At 30.4% G+C, this 24,379-nt stretch carries 17 protein-coding genes; 14 read left to right on the forward strand and 3 right to left on the reverse strand.

All coding sequences use genetic code 4. From position 1 onward, the window contains the following. Positions 1–53 precede the first annotated feature (53 nt). The 9 genes from NW238_RS02235 (at position 54) to NW238_RS02275 (ending at position 7,163) form a co-directional block, all read left to right on the forward strand. Entirely contained in the window at positions 54–731 is a 678-nt protein-coding gene (locus NW238_RS02235; protein WP_171111964.1) for a potassium channel family protein, read from the forward strand. 175 nt (positions 732–906) lie between these two features. Then, the gene (mraZ, locus tag NW238_RS02240) at positions 907–1,338 is read left to right on the forward strand and encodes a division/cell wall cluster transcriptional repressor MraZ (protein WP_216505411.1); all 432 of its coding nucleotides are present in this window, start codon (positions 907–909) and stop codon (positions 1,336–1,338) included. Continuing rightward, positions 1,338–2,240 (forward strand): 16S rRNA (cytosine(1402)-N(4))-methyltransferase RsmH, encoded by a 903-nt coding sequence (rsmH, locus tag NW238_RS02245; protein WP_216505410.1) that lies wholly within the window; start codon positions 1,338–1,340, stop codon positions 2,238–2,240. The genes mraZ and rsmH overlap by 1 nt, the downstream gene beginning before the upstream one ends. Positions 2,241–2,261: 21 nt before the next feature. After that, the gene (locus NW238_RS02250) at positions 2,262–3,416 is read left to right on the forward strand and encodes an MAG3720 family protein (protein WP_216505409.1); all 1,155 of its coding nucleotides are present in this window, start codon (positions 2,262–2,264) and stop codon (positions 3,414–3,416) included. A gap of 12 nt (positions 3,417–3,428) precedes the next feature. Further along, on the forward strand, positions 3,429–4,538 hold the full coding sequence (locus NW238_RS02255) for a cell division protein FtsZ (protein WP_216505408.1): 1,110 nt from the start codon (positions 3,429–3,431) through the stop codon (positions 4,536–4,538). A gap of 135 nt (positions 4,539–4,673) precedes the next feature. Continuing rightward, positions 4,674–5,378, forward strand: coding sequence for a 16S rRNA (uracil(1498)-N(3))-methyltransferase (locus NW238_RS02260; protein ID WP_216505407.1), 705 nt, complete (start codon positions 4,674–4,676; stop codon positions 5,376–5,378). 4 nt (positions 5,379–5,382) lie between these two features. After that, complete coding sequence (gene mutM / locus NW238_RS02265) at positions 5,383–6,213, forward strand: bifunctional DNA-formamidopyrimidine glycosylase/DNA-(apurinic or apyrimidinic site) lyase (protein ID WP_216505406.1); 831 nt, start codon at positions 5,383–5,385, stop codon at positions 6,211–6,213. After that, the gene (locus tag NW238_RS02270; RefSeq protein ID WP_216505405.1) at positions 6,203–6,436 is read left to right on the forward strand and encodes a Smr/MutS family protein; all 234 of its coding nucleotides are present in this window, start codon (positions 6,203–6,205) and stop codon (positions 6,434–6,436) included. The genes mutM and NW238_RS02270 overlap by 11 nt, the downstream gene beginning before the upstream one ends. Positions 6,437–6,569: 133 nt before the next feature. Continuing rightward, positions 6,570–7,163, forward strand: a complete 594-nt coding sequence (locus NW238_RS02275) for a variable surface lipoprotein (protein ID WP_258451748.1) — start codon at positions 6,570–6,572, stop codon at positions 7,161–7,163. An 88-nt stretch (positions 7,164–7,251) separates the two neighbouring features. Here the strand turns inward: NW238_RS02275 and rpoC are convergent, their stop codons facing one another. The 3 genes from rpoC to NW238_RS02290 all read right to left on the reverse strand — a co-directional run bounded on the left by rpoC (position 7,252) and on the right by NW238_RS02290 (position 18,051). Further along, positions 7,252–11,652 carry a DNA-directed RNA polymerase subunit beta' gene (gene rpoC / locus NW238_RS02280; protein ID WP_216505403.1) on the reverse strand — a complete coding sequence of 1,467 codons (4,401 nt, stop codon included), beginning with the start codon at positions 11,650–11,652 and terminating at the stop codon, positions 7,252–7,254. Beyond that, entirely contained in the window at positions 11,645–15,268 is a 3,624-nt protein-coding gene (gene rpoB, locus NW238_RS02285; protein WP_258451749.1) for a DNA-directed RNA polymerase subunit beta, read from the reverse strand. Before rpoB ends, rpoC begins: the two co-directional genes overlap by 8 nt. A 365-nt stretch (positions 15,269–15,633) precedes the next feature. Beyond that, positions 15,634–18,051, reverse strand: coding sequence for a hypothetical protein (locus NW238_RS02290; protein WP_258451750.1), 2,418 nt, complete (start codon positions 18,049–18,051; stop codon positions 15,634–15,636). Between the two features lie 284 nt (positions 18,052–18,335). Here NW238_RS02290 and NW238_RS02295 point away from each other — a divergent pair, with 284 nt between their 5' ends. The 5 genes from NW238_RS02295 to NW238_RS02315 all read left to right on the forward strand — a co-directional run bounded on the left by NW238_RS02295 (position 18,336) and on the right by NW238_RS02315 (position 24,013). Then, positions 18,336–19,166 carry a deoxyribonuclease IV gene (locus NW238_RS02295; RefSeq protein WP_216505400.1) on the forward strand — a complete coding sequence of 277 codons (831 nt, stop codon included), beginning with the start codon at positions 18,336–18,338 and terminating at the stop codon, positions 19,164–19,166. A gap of 122 nt (positions 19,167–19,288) precedes the next feature. Beyond that, complete coding sequence (locus NW238_RS02300) at positions 19,289–21,193, forward strand: hypothetical protein (protein WP_216505399.1); 1,905 nt, start codon at positions 19,289–19,291, stop codon at positions 21,191–21,193. A gap of 7 nt (positions 21,194–21,200) precedes the next feature. Further along, positions 21,201–21,542, forward strand: coding sequence for a YbbN family protein (locus NW238_RS02305; RefSeq protein ID WP_258451751.1), 342 nt, complete (start codon positions 21,201–21,203; stop codon positions 21,540–21,542). Then, on the forward strand, positions 21,542–23,251 hold the full coding sequence (locus tag NW238_RS02310; RefSeq protein ID WP_258451752.1) for a GIY-YIG nuclease family protein: 1,710 nt from the start codon (positions 21,542–21,544) through the stop codon (positions 23,249–23,251). The genes NW238_RS02305 and NW238_RS02310 overlap by 1 nt, the downstream gene beginning before the upstream one ends. A gap of 9 nt (positions 23,252–23,260) precedes the next feature. Next, positions 23,261–24,013, forward strand: coding sequence for a hypothetical protein (locus NW238_RS02315; protein ID WP_258451753.1), 753 nt, complete (start codon positions 23,261–23,263; stop codon positions 24,011–24,013). Positions 24,014–24,379 lie beyond the last annotated feature (366 nt).

The raw sequence follows: 24,379 nt of genomic DNA on the forward strand, positions 1-24,379 counted from the left end.
TTAAACTATAATTTAGAAAACTTAATATTCATCACACAAGCAAGGAGAATAAAATGCCAAGAAAATCTATTCAGAATATCTGCGTTATTGGCGCAGGACGTTTCGGAGAAGCAGTCATCAGACAACTTCTAACAATGAAGGTTTCATTATTAGTTGTAGACAAAGACGAGGCAAATCTAAAAATGTTTGCCGATTTAGTTGATAAATTGGTTGTCGCAGACGCCGCTGATACCAAAACTTTAAAGGCTTTAGGAATCAATGATATGGATATTGTCGTTGTCGCTACTAACGACAATATTGAAATAGTTGCAGCTCTTACCGAATTAAAAGTTGACAACATTATTGCAAGAGCTAAATCAGCTCGTCACGCTAATGTTTTACAACAAATTGGAGTTAATGTAATTATTCGTCCCGAACAGGAAGCGGGAGTAAGAACCGCTCTTTTAGCTGCCAACCCAAACTTCGCTAAATATTCAAAAGGTTTACAAGAATTAGGAGACGGGTTTGTAATGGGTACTTCTTTACTGACTAATCCTTCACTAATTAACAAAACAATCAAAGAATGTAAATTCGTCGAAAAAGGCGTTAGCATCGTATTAATAAAACGTGGAGCTCAAAGCATCTTACCAAATGGTTTTAGTGTCTTGCAAGCCGGTGATATCATCACAATATTAGGAAAAGTACATGATGTTACACATGTTTTTGGTTTAATGAACAAAGTAACTAAGTAATTATCCCCACTTTTATGGAAATTTTCACATTTTATAAAAACTCGTTTTTCGATAAAAAACTGTACGAAAAACGAGTTTTTATTTTTTTTAATTTTTTTATTACAAAATTATTTAAATTTTATTAAATAACATGCGTGAATAATGTAAAATTGTGGTGGATAGTGGAGGAAAGTGGATGTACGGACAATATCAAAGAAATGTTGATTCAAAAAATAGAATTGCTTTGCCATCAAAATTGCGTGATGCATTAGGTAGCAAGTTTTATTTAACTGTTGGCATGGAAAATGTAATTGAATTACGAAGTGTTGAAGAATTCGAAAAATTAACTGCAGATTTAACTTCGCAAAGTCTTTACGATAAGAATGCGAGATTATTGAAACGTTGATGGTTGGGTAATACCCATGAAATCGAATTAGATTCTCAATCACGTTTTGTTATACCAAAATCTATTCTTACCAAAGGTGCTATCCAAAAAGATGTAGTCTTCATTGGTGTTGGTGACTCTGTGGAATTATGAGCTACCGAAATTTATGAAGAATACGAGTCAAAAATGAGTGTTGAAGATTTAGAAATGGCTGCCCAAGCATTGACACAAAGAGTTAAATAATGCACCAAGAACATTATTCAGTTTTATTGCATGAAACTATTGAAGTCATTAATGTTAAACCAGACGGTATTTACGTTGATTTAACATTAGGAATGGGCGGACACTCAAGCCTAATTCTGCAAAAACTCACCACAGGTCGTTTGATCAGTTTTGACAAGGATGTTTTCGCGATAGAAAAAAGTCGCGAGCGTTTAAGTAAAATTGGTCATAATTTCACACTAATTCATTCAGATTTTCAAAATATTACTGACGAATTAGCAAAACTTGGAATCGATCACGTGGACGGTATTATTGCAGACTTAGGAATTTCTTCACCACAAGTTGACAACGTTCAAAGAGGTTTTAGTTACAACAAAGATGCTAAACTAGACATGAGAATGGATCAAACTCAAACACTTGATGCTCATTACATTATTAATAATTATGATGAGAATGAATTATGTCGAATTTTGTACGATAACGCAGAGGTTAAGCTTGCTAAGCGAGTTGCGAATGCCATCATTGCAAATCGACCTATTGATACCACATTGCAATTAGCTAATGTAATCAGATCTAGCTTACCAGCTAAAATTGTTAAGGCTAAAAATCCTTGCAAAGCTATATTTCAAGCTATTCGCATTGAGGTAAATAATGAACTTGGTTCGCTACAAAACATGCTAGAACAAAGCATAAAATTGTTAAAACCAAATTCCTCTTTGGCAATAATTACATTTCATTCGATAGAAGATCGCATTGTTAAACGATTTTTCGGTAATTTAACAAAATCAAAATTACCTGTTAAAATGCCGATTTTAGAAAAGAAAGAATTTGGAGTCAAGGTTATTGACCCATCAAAAAACGAATTAGTTGAAAATAAGCGTTCAAGAAGCGCTAAACTAAGAGTTTTAACCAAATATATTTAAAAATAGATAGAGGAGTGGCTTATGAAGAATTTCTTAGTAAATTTTCAAATAAACAAAGAATTCGTACAAGCTAGTGTTGTAACTAATACATCACTAGGTTTTAGCACACTCTTAAATATTTCGAAACGTAACAATAATTTTACTGATTTGGTATGTTTAATCGATGAAATAAAACTATTCATCAATAAAAATGTAAACACTAAAAAAAGTAAAATTAAATACTCATTAATAATTCAAGATGCATTATTTAACGTTCAAGTTCTATATAATTCTCATTCACAAAAATTAAATGAAATAGTAGAAAATGATCACAAAATTGTCTTCGAGGACTACTTAACAACATCTAGAAATAATCCTGACTATTACACATTAAATTATGCTCCATACATGTTTGAAGTATTAAATAATAATGAAAGTAAGAAATATGCTTTCTTCCCAGCAAACAAATTGGGACAAAAACTAATTACTTACTATAGTCTGGTTTTAATCAAAAGAAGTGATGCTAATTTTACAAATGTTTTAAACCTATTCAATAGTAAGAATATTGAATTAAGTCAAATTATACTAGAATCACAGTCTTTAATAATTAGTCAAAATAAGAAAACACATTCGGTCTTAGTACAAATGAATTTAAATACAATTTCTATAACCGGATTCTTCAATAGTATCGTTTTATATAACGAAAATAAATTGTTAAATTTCAATGAAGTATTCAACAAAATTGGTCGTAGTTTAAATATGAGTAAAGATATGGCTTCTGCTTATTTTAAAGCAGTAATCGCTAATTGAAAATATTATTCAACGATTCAAGATATTGCGTCGACAGAATCAATAATTTTTGGAGTATGTGAAAAAATGCTTCGTAAAATCGTTGACGAAATCGAAAAACAGCATCAAATTCACTATAATAAAGAACAATATGTTGAATACGTAGTTTCAGGTTCACAAGGCGACTTATTGAAACATCTAATGGCCAAAGAAAAACAATATAATGTCAGCACATATGAACAAATTCCTGTCGAACAAAATATCTTGCCAGCAAGTCACTATGGTGCTTGTTTAATGATAGACGAAAAAATAAATACAAATTTAATCGAAACATTAAATGATATTGATGATTTTAAACAAAACAAAAATGTATTTCAAAAATTTATAAGCCTATTTAAAAATGTATAAAAAGGAGTCAACATGGATTTAAATACCAAAAAAATTACAATTAAAGTTATTGGTATTGGTGGTGCCGGTGGAAACATGGTTAACTCACTTGTAGATGAAAATCTAGAAAATGTTGAACTCTTTATTGCTAATACAGATAATCAAGATTTGATTAAAAACCGAGTAGAAAACAAAATTCAACTAGGTAATGACACAGCAGGTCTAGGCACCGGAGGTAACCCAGAAATCGGGGCCCAGTGTGCTGAAGAATCTTTGGAAGAGCTTGATAAAATAATTAATAATACTGATTTACTAATTTTAGTTGCCGGTTTAGGCGGCGGTACAGGAACCGGGGCTACTCCCGTGATTGCTAATTACGCTAAAAAACACGACATATTAACATTAGCAATCGTAACAACACCTATGGAAGAATTAGAGGGAAGTCGTATTTGCGCTGTAGCCAGTCAAGGCCTTAGAGAAATAAAAGACTCTGTAAATTCTTACTTGGTAATCTCAAACGAAAAGCTGATGAAACAAAATGTAAATCTCCCTTTAACAGCTTCATTCCAACAAGCAAACATCTGTGTACGTGACACAATCGAATTAATTAACTCAATAGCAAATTCAACTGGTTTTATAAATATTGATTTTAACGATATTAAACAAGTTTTATCCAAAGGTGGAAAAATAACTACTACTACCGGAAAATGCAACGGTGATCAACAAATACAAAAAGCAATGGATTTGGTAACAAATTCAAATAAATTTGTTGATAAACCGCAATCTTTTGGAAGTATCATATTACATTTTCAAGTTGGAAAATCAACATCGTATGGTGATTTATTAACGTTAAAAAAAGAAATTTTGAATCATTATGGAATTGATGAAACAGTCGATACTCAAATGGGAATTGACAACATTATGAAAAATGATTCACGTGATGAATATTTCAAATTTAGCATTATACTAACTGAATCAGACGATAATAAAGTTAATAAACTAGAACAAGATTCATCAACCAAAACCGATTCACTTGATGATGAAATTAATGAAATTACAAGCGGAATAACTATAATTGGTGATAATGATATCTATTCAACATTCGAAAATTCTAATAACGCTGATCCTCTTCCTGAATTTTAACTACCGGGTGCTTAAATGCATCCTTTTTTATTGCGTTTTCAGTAAAAAATGTTTAAAAATAACCGTGTTTACTCTGGTTATGCTTTATTTTTGTTCTATTTTATATATAATTAAATTTAAAACTAAAGGAGAAAAATGCACAGATTTTTTGTTAATGAAAAATTAGAAAATACATTTAAACTAGATGATCAAACATTGCACCACATCAAGGTTGCTCGTCTTAGCAAAGATAATTTTTTGGTAAACTATCAGAGTGAATTTTATGAATGTCAACTTGAAACCAATACAAATTTAGCTAAAATTATCCGCAAAGTTAATATAAACCATGAATTTGATAATGATTTGATTTTAGCTGCGCCGATAATTAAGCCAGAACGATTCGAATGAATGTTAGAAAAAAGTGTTGAATTAGGTGTAAAGAAAATCATTCCTATGATATCTAAATATTGTAATCACAAATTAATCGATTCATGTTTTAGCGAAAAAAAATATATGAGATACCAAACAAAAATAAAAGAAGCTGCTCAGCAATCCTTTAGAAATATTATTCCTGATATAACTAAACCTCAAATATTAGAACATATTATAAATAAGTATTTAATCCAAAACTACACAATTTATATTGCTTTGGAAATATTAGATGATTCATTACAAACCGATATTCTGGTGACTAATTCAGTAATGATAGCAGGACCGGAAGGTGGATTTAATGAAAATGAAATAGAATTTATCAAGAAATTAGCAAGTACAAATGAAAATATTAAATTAATATCGTTAGGAACAAGAATATTACGCGCTGAAACTGCCGCCATCACAATGCTTGCTAAAGTAAAGGAGTAAAACTATGCCAGAAATGCCAGAAGTAACAACTGTAGTTAACGCGCTTCGTCCAATAGTAAGTAATCAAGTAATTAATAAAGTAGATATTTATAAGGATAAATTATTTCAGAATTGTACTTCTGAAGAATTTAAAATTTTTGTTCAAGGCAAAACAATTAAAAATATTTACAATCTAGGCAAACACATAATTATTGAACTTAATAATGAATCATTTATTTTAAACCATTTACGAATGACTGGTAAATACGCTTTTTATCAAAAATATCACAAACCAACTCTACATGACCATGTTGTTTTTTACTTAAGCAATGGATATTTATATTTTAATGACGCTAGAGCTTTTGCTACTTTCCATATTAAAAATAAAAATGAATTAATGAACACAAAGCCATTATGTGATTTGGGAAAAGTACCCGATGAAACTGATATAGATTGGCTTTTTGAAAAAGTTAAAAAACGAAGCGTTTCAATCAAAAATATATTATTAGATCAAAGTTTAATTTTAGGAATAGGAAATATATATGCTAACGAAGCATTATGAGAATGTCAATTACATCCTTCAACACCTGTTAATCAAATCGATAAAATAAAATTGACTGAACTAATAAGATGTGCGGGTCAAATTATGAATCATGCAACTAAATTAGGTGGTTCAAGTATTCAATCATACTCTTCACTTAACGGTAAAAAAGGCGAATACCAAAATTTATTAAAAGTTCATAACCGTGAAAATTTAAATTGTTATAGATGCGATTGCAAAATACAAAAATATTGAGTAAGTAAACGAGGAACATATTATTGTCCGCAATGTCAAAAGGAGAGATATGATTTATAGTATTGATTTACATGGTTTTTCAGTTGAAGAAGCAACTAGTCGTATTTTGCTTGCGTTGCAATATGCAGAAGAACAAGATTATGACTACTTAGATATAATCACGGGTCACGGAACAGGAGCAATGAAAGTTACTGTCGAAAACCTTTTAAATGAAGAAAACTATGATTACTCAATCATTCGTGACGGATGCTATCGAGTCATAATTTATGACACATACTGATAAATTGTGTAAAAATATCCAGATTTTTTAGAAAATAAAACTATTCTGTAACTTCTAATGTTTTATATCTTAAAAATCGCAATATTTGTAATAAAATATATACGAAATATTTTTAATATTATTACTAAGGAGAAATATGAAAAGAAAACTATTCTTAATGTTGGGGGGGGTTGCCGCTACAATAACAACTTTACCGGCTATTGCCGCATCTTGTACTAAAGAAAATAAAAATTCAAAACAAGACGAAGGCAAAAAAACTAATGCTTCACAACTAGTAACCATGTTAGATGAAAACAAAAAAACTAATGATGAGCCAGTTAGTGAAAAATCATCAGCTCAATACGAAGATATGGTCGACGTAGATTTATCAACATTTAAATTAACAATTGTTGAATCTCTGACTGAAAGCAATCTAGGTGATCACAAAGGTGTTAAACAAGTATTTATCAACACTTTCAATGGTGAAACTAAAATCATTGGTAAATCTACAAGCAAAAAACCGTGAGAAGGTCCCACATTAGCTACAATGGAATTGCCAAAAGGTATTTCACTTGTGAACGCAGATAAACCACTATATATCAATAAAAAAGACAATTCAGCAAAAGGCAGCGGCTTTGTTACAGTTGTAAAGGACGCTAACGGATATTTAGCTAAATTTAGATTATTCAAATTCGATAAGGGTGGAAAACATAAAGTTTCAACCGCTGTATACTCAATGTACATTAAATAATTAGAATTTAAAACATCGGAATTTGATTTCGATGTTTTATTAATTTGAATTAAAAAATCAAGCATGATTATTAATGCTTGATTTTTAATTATTCAAATTCATGTTCAATATCCTCAGTAAAATTATCTTCAACTTGTTGAACATCTAATTCAGAAAAGATTTCCTCTAAGTCAGAATTAACTAAATCTAAATCCACAGAAGCAAATTTTTCTGTAATATCTTCGTGTTGAGGATCGTATTTCATTGAAAAGTATGATCTTGGGTCACGAATATCATATTTTTCTTTAGCTTCAAAATTGCTGTTTGTACCGGCAGGAATTTTGTGTCCTAGAATAATATTTTCTTTTAGACCTTCCAATTTATCTGTCTGAGACCCGATTGAGGCATTAACCAAAATTTTAGGAGTTTCTTGGTAAGAAGCTGCGGCAAGGAATGAGTCAGAAAGAAGTGGAGTTTGTTTAGCCCCTTTAATTTTAACTTCTCCAAATGGAGGTTTTTTACCTTCTGCTAACAAGCGAGCTGATTCTTTTTGGAAAGCAAAAATATCAACTAAAGAACCTGAGAAGAATTTAGAATCTCCAGTGTCTGTAATCATCACTTTTGATAACATTTGACGAATAATAATTTCGATATATTTATCCGCAATTGAAATACCTTGTAGACGATATAGTTTTTGAACTTCTTTTAATAAATAATTTTGCACTGCTCTTGTATCTGCATATTTTAATAAATCACCTAAAACTATAGGTCCTTCAACAAGTTTTTGGCCGGGGATTAACTTATCGCCTTCTTTAACGACAATTCTGCGATCAGCTTTGGTTTCAAAATCAAGGATTTCTCTTTCGCCTTTATCATTTAAGATTTCGGTAGTAATTATTTTAATGCTTCTATTTGTGATTTCAGTTGGAGTAGTGATAGAAATTACTTTACCATATCCGGGAGCAATAATTGCGGGTCTACCCCATGGTGAATCATAGGCGTCGATAAGTTCCATTAAACGACCGAAACCACCTGTAATATCTTCAACCCCTGCAACACCACCGGTGTGGAATGTACGCATGGTTAGCTGTGTACCAGGTTCACCAATAGATTGGGCAGCAACAACTCCGACCGCTTCACCAATGTTAACAACACGGTTTAAAGCAAGGTCTTTACCATAACATTTTTTACATACACCGTTGCGTGTGTAGCAAGATAAAACAGATCTAATTTCAACAGATTCAACACCAGCTTTAACTATTCTATTTGCAATTTCTGGGGTAATTAATTGATTTGCAGCAATAATTACTTCACCAAATTGGTCTAAAACAGGTTTGTTTGTGAAGCGACCCTCAATTCTTTCAGCTAATGATTCAATAACTGTATTGGTTTTTGAATCCTTAATATCTTTAACGACGAAACCATAATCGGTACCACAATCAACTTCACGAACTACAATACCTTGAGCAACATCGACTAAACGACGCGTTAGGTAACCCGATTTTGCCGTGTTAAGAGCAGTATCGGTTAGCCCTTTACGAGCCCCGTGAGTTGATGAATAAAATTCGTAAGCAGTAAGACCTTCTAGGAATGATGATTTAACTGGAATTTCAACTGTTGAACGAACAACACGTTCGTTTTCGGCATCAGCTTTAAGGATTTTAACGTTGTTATTCATTAAACCACGCATACCAGCCAGTTGAACGAAGTTACTTGAGTTACCACGCGCTCCAGATGTAAACATCATAAATAGAGGGTTATATGGATCTGATTTAGTAACTTGTTTTAGTTCATCTTCAATAGAATTTTTAATTTCAGCTCATTTTTTGATTGAAAGTGAATATCTTTCGTCATCTGTCAACATACCTTCTTCAAAAAAGGCTTTTAATCTTTCAATGTATTCTTCGCCTTCTTTAATTTTATCTTTAGTTGTTGGCAAGGTAATAACATCACTTACAGCAATAGTAGTACCTGAAATTGTTGAGAAATGGAAACCTAATGATTTAATTTTGTCAAGAACACTAGCAACAACATTAGTATATTTAAATCAAACAGTTTCTAATAATTTTGTGTAATCATTAATGGTTCATAAAGCATCCTCATTGTTTTGAGTCATAGTAACTTCATATTGAATCTTGTTAAATTCTTCGATAATAAATTTAGTTAGAATTTCGGCGTGTGAGGCACTAATTGTTTCACCATTATAGCCTTTTAATACAGCGCATTTTTCAAAGATTTTATCAAGTTCGTCTTTATTTATTTCATTTAAAACGACTGCTAAATCCTCCATGCAAACAACACCTACATATTGGTCATAAACTCTACGAACAATTTTAGCGATATCCTTTTTAGATAAAGGAAGGTTAATATCCATTTTTGCAATATGTTCTGGGAAATTTGTACCTTTTGGTAATAAGTATCTTAACAATTCATCTTCATTTGCAGAAGTGTGAACTATTTCCTTACCTTCAGGAGTGGTAAATTTACCAAAAACGAATTCAAAAGAATTTGGAAATGCACGGTTAAACATGAATTTACCGACTGTAGAAACAATGTAAGAATTTTGTTCAGAAGCATTGATTCATTTTTTGTTAGCTTGCTCAATAGGTAAAACAACTCTAGCGTGAACACTGACTGCTTTATTTTCATATGCTGTAACCATATCTTCATATGTTGAGAAGAATTTACCTTCACCTTTTGTACCGGCTTTTTCCATTGTTAGGTAGTATAAACCTAAAATCATATCTTGACCAGGGTTGATAATAGGTTCACCATCCTTAGGTCCTAAAATGTTTTTAGAAGCAAGCATTAACTCACGTGCTTCACGAGTTGCTTCAGGACTAATTGGTACGTGAACTGCCATTTGGTCCCCATCAAAGTCTGCGTTAAACGGAGTACATGAAAGTGGATGAAGTTTAATAGCTTTACCTCTAATTAGAACTGGTTCGTAAGCTTGAATACTTAAACGGTGCAATGTAGGCGCACGGTTCAATAGCACTGGGCGACCTTCTATTGCCTTTTCTACATACGGTCAAATAATAGGGTCTAAGTTTTCAACAGCTTTTTTCCCTGCTTTGATTGAATTTATATTATTTTTATCACATTTAATTAATTCTCTGATAATTCAAGGTTCAAATAATTTAGCTGCCATTTCTCTGGGAATACCAACTTGGTGCATTTTTAGTTCAGGACCAACAACAATAACTGAACGTCCCGAATAGTCAACACGTTTACCAAGCAAGTTTTGACGGAAACGACCTTTTTTACCGGTCAATGCATCGGAAATAGATTTAAATGGTCTCCCGTCTTTAGACGCAACAGGATTAGGTTTTTTACGAGCGTTGTCAATTAACGAATCCACTGCCTCTTGAATCATACGATACTCATTTTGTTTAATCAACATTGGAGCATCTGTTTCTTCTCATTTTTTCAAACGGTTGTTTCTAATAATAATACGACGGTAAAGTTCATTGATATCGCTTGTTGAATGACGACCACCGTCAAGTTGAACTAGTGGACGTAAATCAGCAGGAATAACAGGTAAGTTATAAATCAACATTGATTTAGGATCTTGATCTGATTTAATAAATGAATTAATTACAGTTAAACGTTTATATAGTTTTGCTCTTTCTTGAATTTTAGCATTAGCTGATGGGTTTTGAGCAATTTGTAAGTTAATTTCCGCAATTTCTTCTTCTAGTTTTGTTGCTTCCTCTTTTGGATCAACATGTTCTAGTAAGTATTCAATTGCTTTTGAACCAGTCGAGATACGAGCGTCAGAATATTCGTGAATAATATCGTTGTATTCATAGAAGTCTATACCATAATCTTGACCCATTTTTGATGTCGCCTGTTCTTTTAAGTCATTAATTGCTTCCTCAATAACTTCGTAAGCTTCAATGTCGAATTCATCTTCGCTTTCAGGATCAAATTTTTCTTTTAATTCCTTCAATGCCTCATAGTAAACAATAGCAGCATCAGAAATATCGATAATTGCATTCTTTTTAAGTGCTTTTAATCCACCATCTTCCAAAACAATGTGAGATTTATAGTAAATTAATTTTTCTAATTCAGATTTAGTTACCGATCTATTTGAATTAGCTACTTTTAAACCTAAAAGTTTCGAAATAATAGAGTGGTCAATTTTAAAGAATCAAAAGTGAACAACAGGGTTTTTAAGACTGATGTGTCCCATTCTACTTCTACGAGTGATTTTAGGTAGAATTTTTGGTTTGTATTTAACACACATTGGTGTACGAATACAGTCTGTATTTTCATCACTTCTTTTGTATTTTGTATTACATACTGGACATTTATAGTCAGTAGTAGGTCCGAAAATAATTTCGTCAAATAGACCATCACGTTCAGGTTTGTAGCTTTTGTAATTAATGGTTTCAGGTTTTGTAACTTCACCATTTGATCAAGATGTAACATCTTTATCAGTTGCTAAAGATAAAGTAATTTTATCGATTAATAATTTTGGTTCATCTTTATTTTGAAATCTACTCATTAAAACCTCCTATATTTGAATCGAAGTGTTGAATTGATAAATCTTCGTCATCAACTTCCACGTGATTAATATCTAATTTCATGCCTAAACCTCTTAGCTCGTATTTAAGCACATTGAATGATTCTGGAACACCAGGTTTTGGTAATTCTCTGCCAGATGCTAATGCGGCATAAAGTTGGTTTCTACCGTTAATATCATCTGATTTATATGTCAATATTTCTTGAAGAATATTGGTTGCACCATAAGATTCAATAGCTCATGTTTCCATTTCACCAAATCTTTGTCCACCGTTTTGCGATTTACCTCCAAGAGGTTGTTGGGTAATAAGAGAGTATGGCCCAACACTACGAGCGTGCATTTTATCGTCAACCATATGGTTAAGTTTCAACATATACATAACACCAACTGAAACTGGGTTATCAAATTTTTCACCTGTTATCGGGTTAATCAAGATTTGTTTACCAGTCGCAGGCAATCCCGCTTCTTCAATAACATCATAAATTTCTTCTTTTTTAATACCGTCAAATACACGGGTAACAAATTTTGTTTTTAGGCTTCTAGCTGCCATACCTAAATGAATTTCTAGTACTTGACCAATATTCATACGAGATGGAACCCCTTGTGGGTTTAACATAACATCTACTGGCGTTCCGTCCTCTAAGTGTGGCATATCTTCTTCAGGTAAAACGATTGAAACAACACCTTTGTTACCGTGACGTCCACTCATTTTATCCCCGACTTTAATTTTACGTTTAACCGCAATTGAAACTTTAACAATTTTATCAATACCATCTTCTAATTGGTCCTTATTTTCGCGGCTTAAAATTTCGACACCAATAACGGTACCACCATGTCCATTTTTAACTTTTAATGAAGTATCTTTAACTGCTTGTTGGCGTTGTTGAAGAACTGCTAACAACAATTTTTCTTCTTGTGTTGGGTTATCGTCGCCTTTAGGACTAACTCTACCAACTAAGACATCGCCAGGAGCAACATCACTACCAACACGAACAATACCATGTTCATCTAAGTGACGAGTTGAGAATTTAGACACATTTGGAATATCGGCGGTCAATTCATCATCGCCCGCTTTTGAGGTTCTAAATTGAACAGTTTGTTCTTCAATATGAATTGAAGTGAAGACATCATCTTTAACTAATCTTTCATTTAAGATGACGGCATCTTCATAGTTATATCCATTATAAGTTGAAAAGGCTACTAAGACGTTTTTACCAAGTGCTAATTCTCCATCTTTAAATGATGAACCATCAACCAGTAAATCTCCTTTTTTAACTTCTTGTCCTTCTCTTACAAGCGGTTTTTGGTGAACGACTGTATCTTGGTTAGAACGTTGGAAGTTTTTAAGGTTATATGTATCAATACCTTTTTTATCATTTCTAATTTTAATTTTTTTGCCATCAACAAATTCAACAATACCATCGTTACGAGCAACAAAGTTGCCTGAAGAGTATTTAGCAATTTCTGCTTCAATACCAGTAGCAACAAATGGAGCTTCAGTTTCTAATAAAGGAACTGCTTGACGTTGCATGTTAGCACCCATAAGTGCACGGTTGGCATCGTCGTTTTCAAGGAAAGGAATACATCCAGCAGCCACCGAAACCATTTGGTTTGGAGCGACTTCAATAAAATCAATTTCATCAGCAGTACCAATTTGATATGTGTAGTTGTGACGAATTGTTAATTGAGGGTCGATAATTCTATTGTTTTCATCAACTTTAACAGTTGATTGGGCAATTTTGTAACCCATTTCATCAGCCGCTGTTAAGTAAACAGGTTCAGAATAATCAACAATACCATTATCAACTCTAAAGTATGGAGTTTCTAAAAAACCAAATTCATTTACTTTAGCATATGTGGCGAAGTTTAGAATCAAACCAATGTTTGGTCCTTCAGGAGTTTCAATAGGACAAATTCTTCCGTAGTGAGTTGCATGAACATCCCGAACCTCAAATTGAGCAGTATCACGATTAAGACCTCCGGGTCCCAGAGAAGTGATACGTCTTTCATTTGATATTTCGGCAAGAGGATTAATTTGGTCCATGAATTGCGAAAGTTTTGATGAGTTAAAGAATGTTTTCATTTGGTTGGAAATTAGTTTGTTGTTTGTAACATTTTTTGGACTAACTTTATCCGGTTCTTTAGCACCCATTCTTTCACGAGTTGTTTTTTCTAATTTAGATAGACCTACTTTTAAGTTATTTTGAACTAATTCGCCTAACGAAACGATACGTTTGTTTGTTAATGCATCCGGATCATCATCTTGACCAATACCATCAAGTAAATTGAAGTAGTAGTTAATTGTAGCAATTAGGTCTGAAACAACTAAATGAGTTTCAACTGCTTTAGGATCAGTACCAATAACTCTGACTGGTTCTTTCCCTTTTTCCATTCATTTCTTACTTGGGTAAACCTTAATAGAAATTATTTTATCTCTTCTTTTCAATGATGAATTGGCAGGATCGTTAAGTAATTTAGCGTAAACAACTTCAGGTTTAATGCATTTAAGTTTTTCTGAAGGTAATTTACCGTTATTGAAGTTTCACTGAATCAATACCGCTAATTTATGAGTAATTGTTTCACCAATTTCCAAATTAATTTCCTCACCATCTTTGTTTTGGATTGTCAGCGGTTGTGCCAAAATAGTTCCCGAAATACGGTCAACTAAGTTTAGCTTAATGTTTAACATATAACGGCCAGTTTGACTTAAATTATAGTGTTTTTTGTGGAATAAAAGTCCTGGGATTAAGTTAGAGATAGATTCGTCAGAAACACGATCTCCTTTTCTGATAGTTCTAAATAAATCATCTTGACAATTTTTAATAACTTCTTCGTGTGGTAAGTCGGTTGTTAATTTCTTGTCTTTTTTAATAGACTCTTCTAAGACATCTGATTTTCCAAATAAATCATAAATATCTTCATGAGTTAAACCAAGAGCACCTAAAAATGTAATTATGTTGACATTTTTGTTTTTATCAATTTTAATTTTTACACTGTCAGGGTTTTTTGATGTAACTTTGTGAGAAATTTCAACTCATGAACCTACACGAGGCAAGACTTCAACTTTGTTAAATAAGTCATCTGATTGTTTATTACGAACACCACGACCAAAATATGCTCCAGGCGAACGTATTAGCTGACTAACGATAACTTTTTCACTACCGTTGATGATAAAACTACCACCCGAGGTCATTAATGGAATTTCACCTAAAAATACAGTATCTTCCTTAACTAGACCATCTGATGTAGTTATAGCTTTAAACTTGCCATACAATTTACCTGCATAGTTTGTTCCTTTTACTTTAGCTTTCGTAACTTCATCATATTCCTTGGCTGGGATTTCTAAAGTAGCACTATTGTGAATGTATTCAAGTGTTACTCCTTTGTTTGAAGATGAAATTGGGTAATGCTCTCTAATAGCTTCTTCAATACCAGATTTTTTAAATCACTCAAATGACTCTTTTGATGTTTTCAAAAAGTCTTGAACTTCATAAATATGTTTGGTTACTGAATAATCTCTACGTTTGGTCCCTGCACCAAATTCGGTGACTTTGTATGGGTATTTGTTAACGTATTTTTTTGTAACTTTTTCTTCCATAAAAACTCCTTTGTTAATGTGATATAATGCTACTGCATACTTACTTTAAAGATTATGTGTAAGGCATAATTAGCAAATATATTAATATTGTATCACTTTAAAAAAATAAAGTAAGTAGATTTCTATTTTTTCTTAGCGCAGTTTTGCGCTAATTTTATTTTTTCGAAAAATACTGAATTTAAACGAAATATAGAAAAAATAAGTTTAATGTACTGACATAAAAATTTTGAAAAATTAACTCGATTCTTAATTTTAAAAAAATTTCTAAGCAAATTTGAGATTTAAAATTAATAAAATTAAGTTTTTATCTTATAAGTTTCGATAAAAAAAGCACCTAATTTTTGGGTGCTTTAAATTACACAGTATTATGAGGTTTTAAATCCTTCTAATTTAACAAGTGTTGTAAACGTACTTATTTCGCTGCCTTTAATTCCGATTAAACATTTAAAGAACAAGTGACCAGGTTTTTTTGAATTTGTTCTTAGATCATCATAATCTATTATTTCTCATTCATCAGGCAAACCTTGAACAATAATATTTTGCTTTAATAATTCTTTATTGTCTTTTATTTGTTCTGAAGTGTAATTTTGTATGTCTTTAAATGTAAACTCGACAGTTTTATTTTCGTATAAATTAGTAAAATATAAGTAAAGTTTTGCTTTTTTTGCTTCTGTTTTAACGTTTGATTTATATTTATTAGGAGACATTATTTTAACTCTTACTATTCCGACTCTGTTTTCATCATAAGCGGCTTTCATAGTATTATTAGCAGCAAAACCCTTTTCACAAATAACCATTTTGCCAGTTAAAATCCCATTTTCATTTCTAAAATCAGTAAAAGCAAATGCTGTAAATTGACTGTATTTATTATTCACTAAATATGGACTATTTTTAAAAAATACATTATTTGAAGTTAAATTATTATTTTCATCAAATTTATATGTTTCTCATAAAACTTTGTTCGCAGAATCGCTTAATAAATTATCATATGTTTCTTGATCGTCAACATAAATTATGTCGTTTCCAGGTTTATTAAAATGTTTATAAATTGGTAGAATATTTTTTCCCACTGCTAACGATTTTGGCTCTAGATTTTGAGATTCATTATCAACATAATATTCAGATTTAATTTCAGGTTCATAATTAATATCAACCGTAGCAGTAGGAGCTTCAATATCCTGAATAGTTTGTTTGTTTTTTGCAAGATTGATTTTATTTAATTTATCTACACCCAATTCATCCAAATTAATTTTAATTTTTTTGGTTAATTTTTGGCGTGGTTTTGCTTCGGTTGGAACATAATCTTGGAAGCTTAATGATAGTCCAACATAAAATGTTTTATCGTTAGTTTGCTCGTTTTTTTCAACTGATAAGTTTCCAAATTCATATAGTAAATCATTATTCTTGGCATCTAATCAAAATGACTTATTATTTAGTTTTTGATTCATTGATTTATTGATATAAGTTCTATCTTTGCTGAAAAATGGATTTATAAATTCAATTTTATTTAATTCGTTAGTAAGGTATTCATGTTGTTGTTTTGTGGTCATATTGTAAGGATTTATTCCGCGTTGGAACTCCGGTTTAATCTTCACTTCTTTTTCTACGTAAATAGAATTATTCACAATCGATGACGCTTTAACTGTCACAAACATTTCGTCGTTACTTCTACGAAGGTTTTTTAATTCATATTTATAAACTTTATCATCAGAATTATTCACTACAAAATTGGGTTTATTATTGTAATCAAATATTCCGCTAGACTCTGTTAATTGTGTATTTTGGTCAAATGTTTTAACAACAATATTGTATGCTTTTATATTAGAAAATTTAATTTCTAATTTAGCAATAGAATTTTCCATTTCTGCTTTGGCTTTTGCCTCTAGTTCTAATATTCTTGAGCTTTTCTTAAAGTTTTTAATGGTTTTAAACACATTTTTTGGCGACACGATGTCAGTGCCTAAAATTTTCAATTTAAATATTATTGTGTAATCATAATACTGGTCTTCATCGTTTTTTACTGCTTTAAATTCCGCTAATTCATAACCATCGGGTATGCTTTTAACAATTTTATTTTCATCAGCATCACTGAGCAAAACATTCTCAGCATCTGGATAAGTGAATGTAGTATTTTCTTCTGCTTCTGTTAGTTTTTTCATTTTTTCAACAAGTTCATTAGATAATATTTTACCTAATGTTTTCGTGCAAATTTCAGAACTGAAAATGTGATTTCCATCCTTAAAATATTTAGCTAATTTGAAACTAACAACAATGTCATTAGATTGATTAACAGACAACTTAATTTTAGAACTAATCTTGTTACTTCCATCTGAGGATTTGTAAGTTGGATTATCTGGGTTGGCCAATTGAATATTTTTTACTCCAATATCGTTAGTAAATTCGCCGAAATCTAACAACGGGCTATATTTTTCTTGCGTTCAATTAGGGAAAGTTCCTTTTGGAACACTAATGATAACTTTTTTTATTCTGTCATAATAAAAATCGTCTCCTCTAGATACCGATTCATAGAATTCTCCAGAGTTTTCTTTATTTATTTGTAAATTTGTCTCAAAATCTTTAATAAATTTGTCTAATTCATTAGTTTCTCCAGTGGTTTCTCCGTTATTTATTGGTTTGTTTGGTTTGGCAGGTTTATCAGGAGGAATAACTTCTTTTCCTCCATTGATTTGTTTAGGTGTATTACATTGCGCTGAAATAGCAATAGTTGTAACTCCACTTAGTAAACCTAAATTTAATAAAAGTTTCTTAAATTTTAGTTTCATTTTTTTCTCCTTTTTTTATTCCCAAATTTATGTTATCTTTTTTTTTTTTTTTTTTGGTAGAACCTCGTGTTAAAAGAACAAAAAATATGAAAAAAACATATATTTTGTGGAAATAATATTTTTTATTTGATTTCGATGATCAAACGAGATATTGCTAAGTTAAACAACATTTTTTGAAAAAACGAATAAATAAATAACAAAAACATAGAATAAAGATTAATTATTTATCAATTTCAAACTAATATTTATTGATAAAATAAGGTAAATTAAAAGGAGTAGCAATTATGATTAAATTAGGTTCACACGTTCAGTTTAAAGCTCCAAATTATTTAGTTGATTCAGCCGAAACAAGTATTAATAACGGTGCAAATTGTATGATGATTTATGTTGGTCCACCCCAAAGCACAAAACGAATTTCAAACGAAAAATACAAACTTGATGAATATATTAAACAATACTCAAATATAATAAAACCTGAAGATGTAGTGGTACATGCTCCATACATAATAAATATGGCTTCGCCAGAAAAAGGTGATTTTGCTGTTCAATTTCTAATTGAAGAAATCAAAAGAGTTGACTACATTGGTGCTAAATATCTAGTTTTACACCCGGGTGCACACACAACTTTTGATGTAGATTTTTCTATTCAAACTTTATGTAATAATTTGCAAAAAGTTATAGATGCCACTAAAAACGTGATTATTTGTTTGGAAACAATGTCGGGTAAGGGTACTGAAGTATGTAAAAACTTTGAACAAATAAAATACGTAATAAATAAATTAAATAATGAAAGAATCCAACTATGTCTTGATACATGTCATATTTGAGATGCGGGTTATAATATAAAAAATTATGAAGATTTCAAATCTGAATTAGTTAAATTCGACCTATTAAAACATATTAAAGTTATCCACTTAAATGATTCGTTGAATGGACTTAACTCACATAAAGATCGACACGCAAATATAGATAAAGGGCATATTGGGTTGCAAACATTATCTAGATTTGTTCACGATAAAGATTTCGATAACATACCAATAATTTTAGAAACGCCTTGAACAGACAATGGACCAATCTATGATGTTGAAATCAAAATGCTTTTAGACGCAAAATAGCGTCTTTTTTACTAATATACACATATTACAGTGTAATTAGTAATATAGCATAATCTCATACAATGATTTAAATTATTTACTTATTAATATATAAATATTATTAAATGGTTATAATTTAAATTATGAATATAAATAGAAGCACTTTTAAACCTACTCCAAAACCATATTTTGCAAAATTAGAGCGCAAAACAAAGAATGAAATTATCGCCACCAAAACCTTGAATATCGGTCTTGAATTTTTAAAATTTTTATTATTAATATTAGTTACCACATCATTTGTACTAGTTCAATACAGTGACAGTATATTCGGAAACACAAACGTAAATAGTTTCTTTAAAAAAGCATATCTATATACAATCGGTTTATCCTTCGGGGATTTAATTATCTTTTTTATGGTTGGACTAATAATTTCATTAATTATCAATTGGACTGAAGCTTCTATGAAAAAATATTACTGTTTTTGGTTACGCACTCATTCCAAAGTTGATTATTGAATAATTCGCAAAAGATTAAAAATGTTTGTGTGAATAACTCTTTTAGTTATTGCAATAATTTATCATTGAGTATTGTTATCACAACGAAGTATTTCTAGTTTAACTCTCTACACGACAGATGATATGAAAAATATATTCATACAGGGTTGATATTACTCATTCACTCAAGTTAATAAAGAACTAAATTTGCCTAATGCTACTCATAATATAGGAGTATTCGGGGACACAATTCTTAATGTATTACATTGCCTATGTTTAGGTCCATGAATAATTGCAACATTATTAGTTATATTAGTTTTATTATCATGAATTTATCTATTACTATTAAATCCAAAAGAATATTTTAAATACTTATTGGGCAATAATGATATCTTCAAAGTTCGTAATTATCTTAAGAAACCAAATTCAGTCTTTTATTACACACCTGAAGTGAAACGCTATTTCTCATTTTTACTAGCAGCAGCTAAAACATTGGAAATTAACCCCGATTCATTGAGCTTTAACAAACTTATTAAATTAGTTAAAAAGAATATAGCTGACATAGCTGCAAACCCTTTAACTTCAGAATATTTTGTAAACCCTAACTCAAGTAAAGCAAAAATTGAAACTGATGAAGAAAAATTTGAAAAATTTATAAACGAAAAATTGATAAATCAGCAAATTCAAGATAATATAGAAAATCCAGAAACACTAAATGAAGAAATATATGTTGTTCAATCTGAAAATTCAGCGCAAATTGATACGGGCAACGAAGCAGTAAATCATGACGAAACAGATAATCTTTCACAAAACACAAACACAATTCAACAAACCATGTTAAATGAAATACCTACAACTGAAAATATTACTGATATTAACTTAAATGAAGGTAATTTTACAGAAGTGAATGATACTGGAATAACCAATGACGATTCAACGTATACCATTGTAAATACTACTGAAAATGAAAATTTACAAGAACACGATAGATCATGTATTTTCGATGAAAATAATGACGAACATGAAGAATTAATAATTGATGAAACAATTGAATTAAGAAGTGTTGACACAGACGAATTACAAAACCAAACAGTATTAACTAATATTGATGCAAAAGGAACTACTCAAACAAACTCTATTGAATTAAATATTAATAGTGAAAGCAAAACAGTAAGTGATAACTTAATTAATAATAGCATTGATGCGTCCAAGGTAATAAAGGTAGATAACAAACCTAGTTTTGTATTGCTTGAAGATACAGAAGAATTAAAACAACCCGAAGAAGAATCAACTAAAGAAACAAAAATTGTTGATAAAAAAATAGGTTTTATAACAATTGATACTGCTGAAATAGGAGCCAACACAACTCTAATCTCAAAAATCGATAAAGACGAATTAAACAAAAATAATCGGATTTGAGGACCACAAGAAGGATTTATTTTTGACACTTCAACATTTGAAATGCCATTAACACCTAATGAACAACTCGAAAAAACTCAGCAAATATTACTTGAAGATGAAGATGACGGTACATGAATAAATCCGTTTGAATAGGAATAACATGAAAATAACACCATGAGAAGATGCATTAAAACTAATAACAAACAAAGAAAACACTAATGAGACTTTCTTTGTTATTTTTACTCGCCATCAGGATTGAAATTGTATGGTTATGTCCGAAGAATATAAAATAGTTAGAAAGCATTTTCAAAACGAAAAATCAGTGCAATTTTTACATGTAGATATCGATGAATCAAAATTATTGACTGAAATAAATAGCCCATTCCGTGTGTTGCAGGCCCCAACATTCTTAATAATATTTAATAATAAAGTCAAAAGGTCGGGTAGTGGATATTATCCGAGAGAAATAATGATTGATTTTATAGAAGAAAACTTAGACTAATGACTGAATATTTAAAAAATCGTTTATCAAATGTGCCTAAAGCAGCTGGAATTTATTTATGAAAAGACAAGGATAATCAAATTATTTATGTAGGCAAGGCGAAAAATTTGAATAGAAGAATGCATCAGTACTTTGAAGGTGCAATTAATTCATACAAAACTAATGCTTTAGTTGAACGCATTAGTGATTTTGATTTATTTATTTGTCGAAATGATAAGGAAGCTTTATTACTTGAAAAACAGTATATAGAAAAATATAATCCTGAATATAATATCCTTCTACTCGATGATAAAAGATATCCTTATATAAAAATTGAATTGAAACCTCATGACTTGGATATATCTATAGTCCGCAAGATTAAAAAGAAAGAAAATTCTAACCTTATTTATTTCGGTCCATTTCCGCAGGGATATGGTGCGGGCGTAATCCTTAAATTACTTCAAAGAGAAGCTTTTTTTGAAAACGGTTTACGAATTCAAACTAAAGATATTGAATTCTGAAAACAAAAATTCAATCATATTAAATCAATCATTACTTTTCAACAGAAATATATTGCGCAGTTAAAAGAAAAAATGTTTGCCGCAAGCGCCAATCTTCAATTTGAAATAGCATTAGATATTAAAAACTCTTTACAATATTTAGATAAAATCGGGCAGGATCAAATTATTGAATTAAAAAATTTTCAAAACATAGATGTCTTCTGTTACAAAATAATTCAAGACACACTATACGCAACAATATTATTTTATAGACATGGAAACTTAATTGGAAAAGACAATATTGTTATAGATATGTATATTGATGAATTCGAAACATTGTCAATTTTTTTCAGAAAATATTATTTGAATAAACATGTTCCAGAATCTATTGTGGTCAATCCCGAATTGGAGCTGTTTAATCTAGAGAATGAGTGTTCGTTGAATTTTACATATCCAAAAATTGGCAACTATAAAAAAATACTGAATATAGCTCAGTTAAACTTAGACGAATTTTGTGCTAATCAAAACAAATATTTTATTAACGCCGAGAAAAAAGCATTTAACATGCTTAAATTACTATCTAAATATACAGATGGCCAAATTCCGCACAACATTGTTGCATTCGATAATTCAAACTTCGCCAATACTAATCCTGTTGGAGTTGCTGTTGTTTACACAAATGGACTTAAAAATAAATTCTACTATCGAAAATTCAACCACACGGAAATTTCGAGTCGTCAAGCGGATGTAGAATACATGAAATTAAGTGTCCATAAATATTTTCAAGACTTAAAGAATAATGTATTGCCTGATTTAATAATTGTTGATGGCGGATTAGCTCAAATTCACGAAGCGAAAAAAATTCTATTTGATATGAATCTAGATATTAACGCGATTGGATTAGTCAAAAACGATTATCACAGAACATCAAAATTAATTGATTTACAGGAACAAATAAGATCAATCCAACCACTAGATTTGAAAAATTTCTTAACGGAAATTCAAGTCGAAGTTGATAGATTCGCTAAATCCCATCACAGAAAAAGAGCAAAAATTTCATCTTTAGAAGGTAAATTACAGAGAATTAAAGGTTTAGGCCCAAATTATGAAAATAAATTGTTAAAATATTTTAAGACATATAACAATATTTATAACGCGCCTATTGAGGAACTGGAAAAAGTTGTTCCCAAAAATATTGCATTAAAAATATTTAACAAAGAATATTTATAAGGAGACAACATGCCAATTAATTTTTTCTCATTCGAAGTTTCATCATATTTGAACCTTTTTTTAATTGCATTAGTCATTTGACCGATAATCTACCAGTTAATTTTATGGCGTTTTTTCTTGAAAAAATTTTCTTTTTTCAAGAAAAACGAACTAATTACTCACTCATTAAGAAAATCTAAAATCAAAAATTTAATTCATTATGCGATAGTTGGTGTTGTTGGTCTGGCGGCCACATCAATACTTTATTTAATCGGTTCGTTATTTCTAGAATCTGAAGAATTTTGAATCAAAAATAAAATGAGCGTTATAGCTGCAATAATATTTACGGCCGCAACTTCAATTATTGGTTTAGTAACAATGGGAATTTTAATTTCACAAATGAAAATTAATCACAAAATTGATTGAAATAGTATTAAAAATATATCAATTGAAAAGGATTTAAATTTCGATAATTCAGATTTCCAAATTAGATGATTAGACCCAATAACAAAACAATATGAGGAAGCGAATCAGAAAGTTTTGAATGTCGAATGAAAAAAAGATTTTAATTTTTATCATTCGATGAGTATCAAGAAAAATATCTCCTTCAATGTATTGAATCATTATTTGGCTAAAGCTGATTGTTTTTATTTCTACGGAATAAATGCGCCCGAAAAAAATATTGAGTTTATTTGTTCGGTTGTTGTTAACCAGTTAATTCAAGAAGGTCTTTATGAAAATCTAGATTCTGCTATTGATGATCTTTCAAAAAAAATATATTAAATATCTTAGATGTGCCTAAGGTCCTCAATTCAAAGTTCAAGCGTACACAAAAAGATAAATTTGGTTGTGTGTAGCTTGAACTTTTTAATATAAAAACGAACCCTACAAACAATGAAAAAACCACATGTGTATTATTATCTAATCAATAGATAAAAACATTTTAAATAAAAAAGTTTGCATATTTAAATTCATTTAAACCGCGTATCAGAGTTAACTAACAATAGCTGGGTGGCTAGATAACTTGAAATACTTTTGTTTTTTAATATAATTGATTTGCAAAAAAAGAAAGCACATAAGGGGGGAAAATGTATGAAATTTTATACACATCATTATACATATCAATGTTTATTATATATATAGTCGTAC

This window comes from Mycoplasma zalophidermidis (genome assembly GCF_024742155.1).
In the GTDB taxonomy this organism is placed as follows: domain Bacteria; phylum Bacillota_I; class Bacilli_A; order Mycoplasmatales; family Metamycoplasmataceae; genus Mycoplasmopsis; species Mycoplasmopsis zalophidermidis.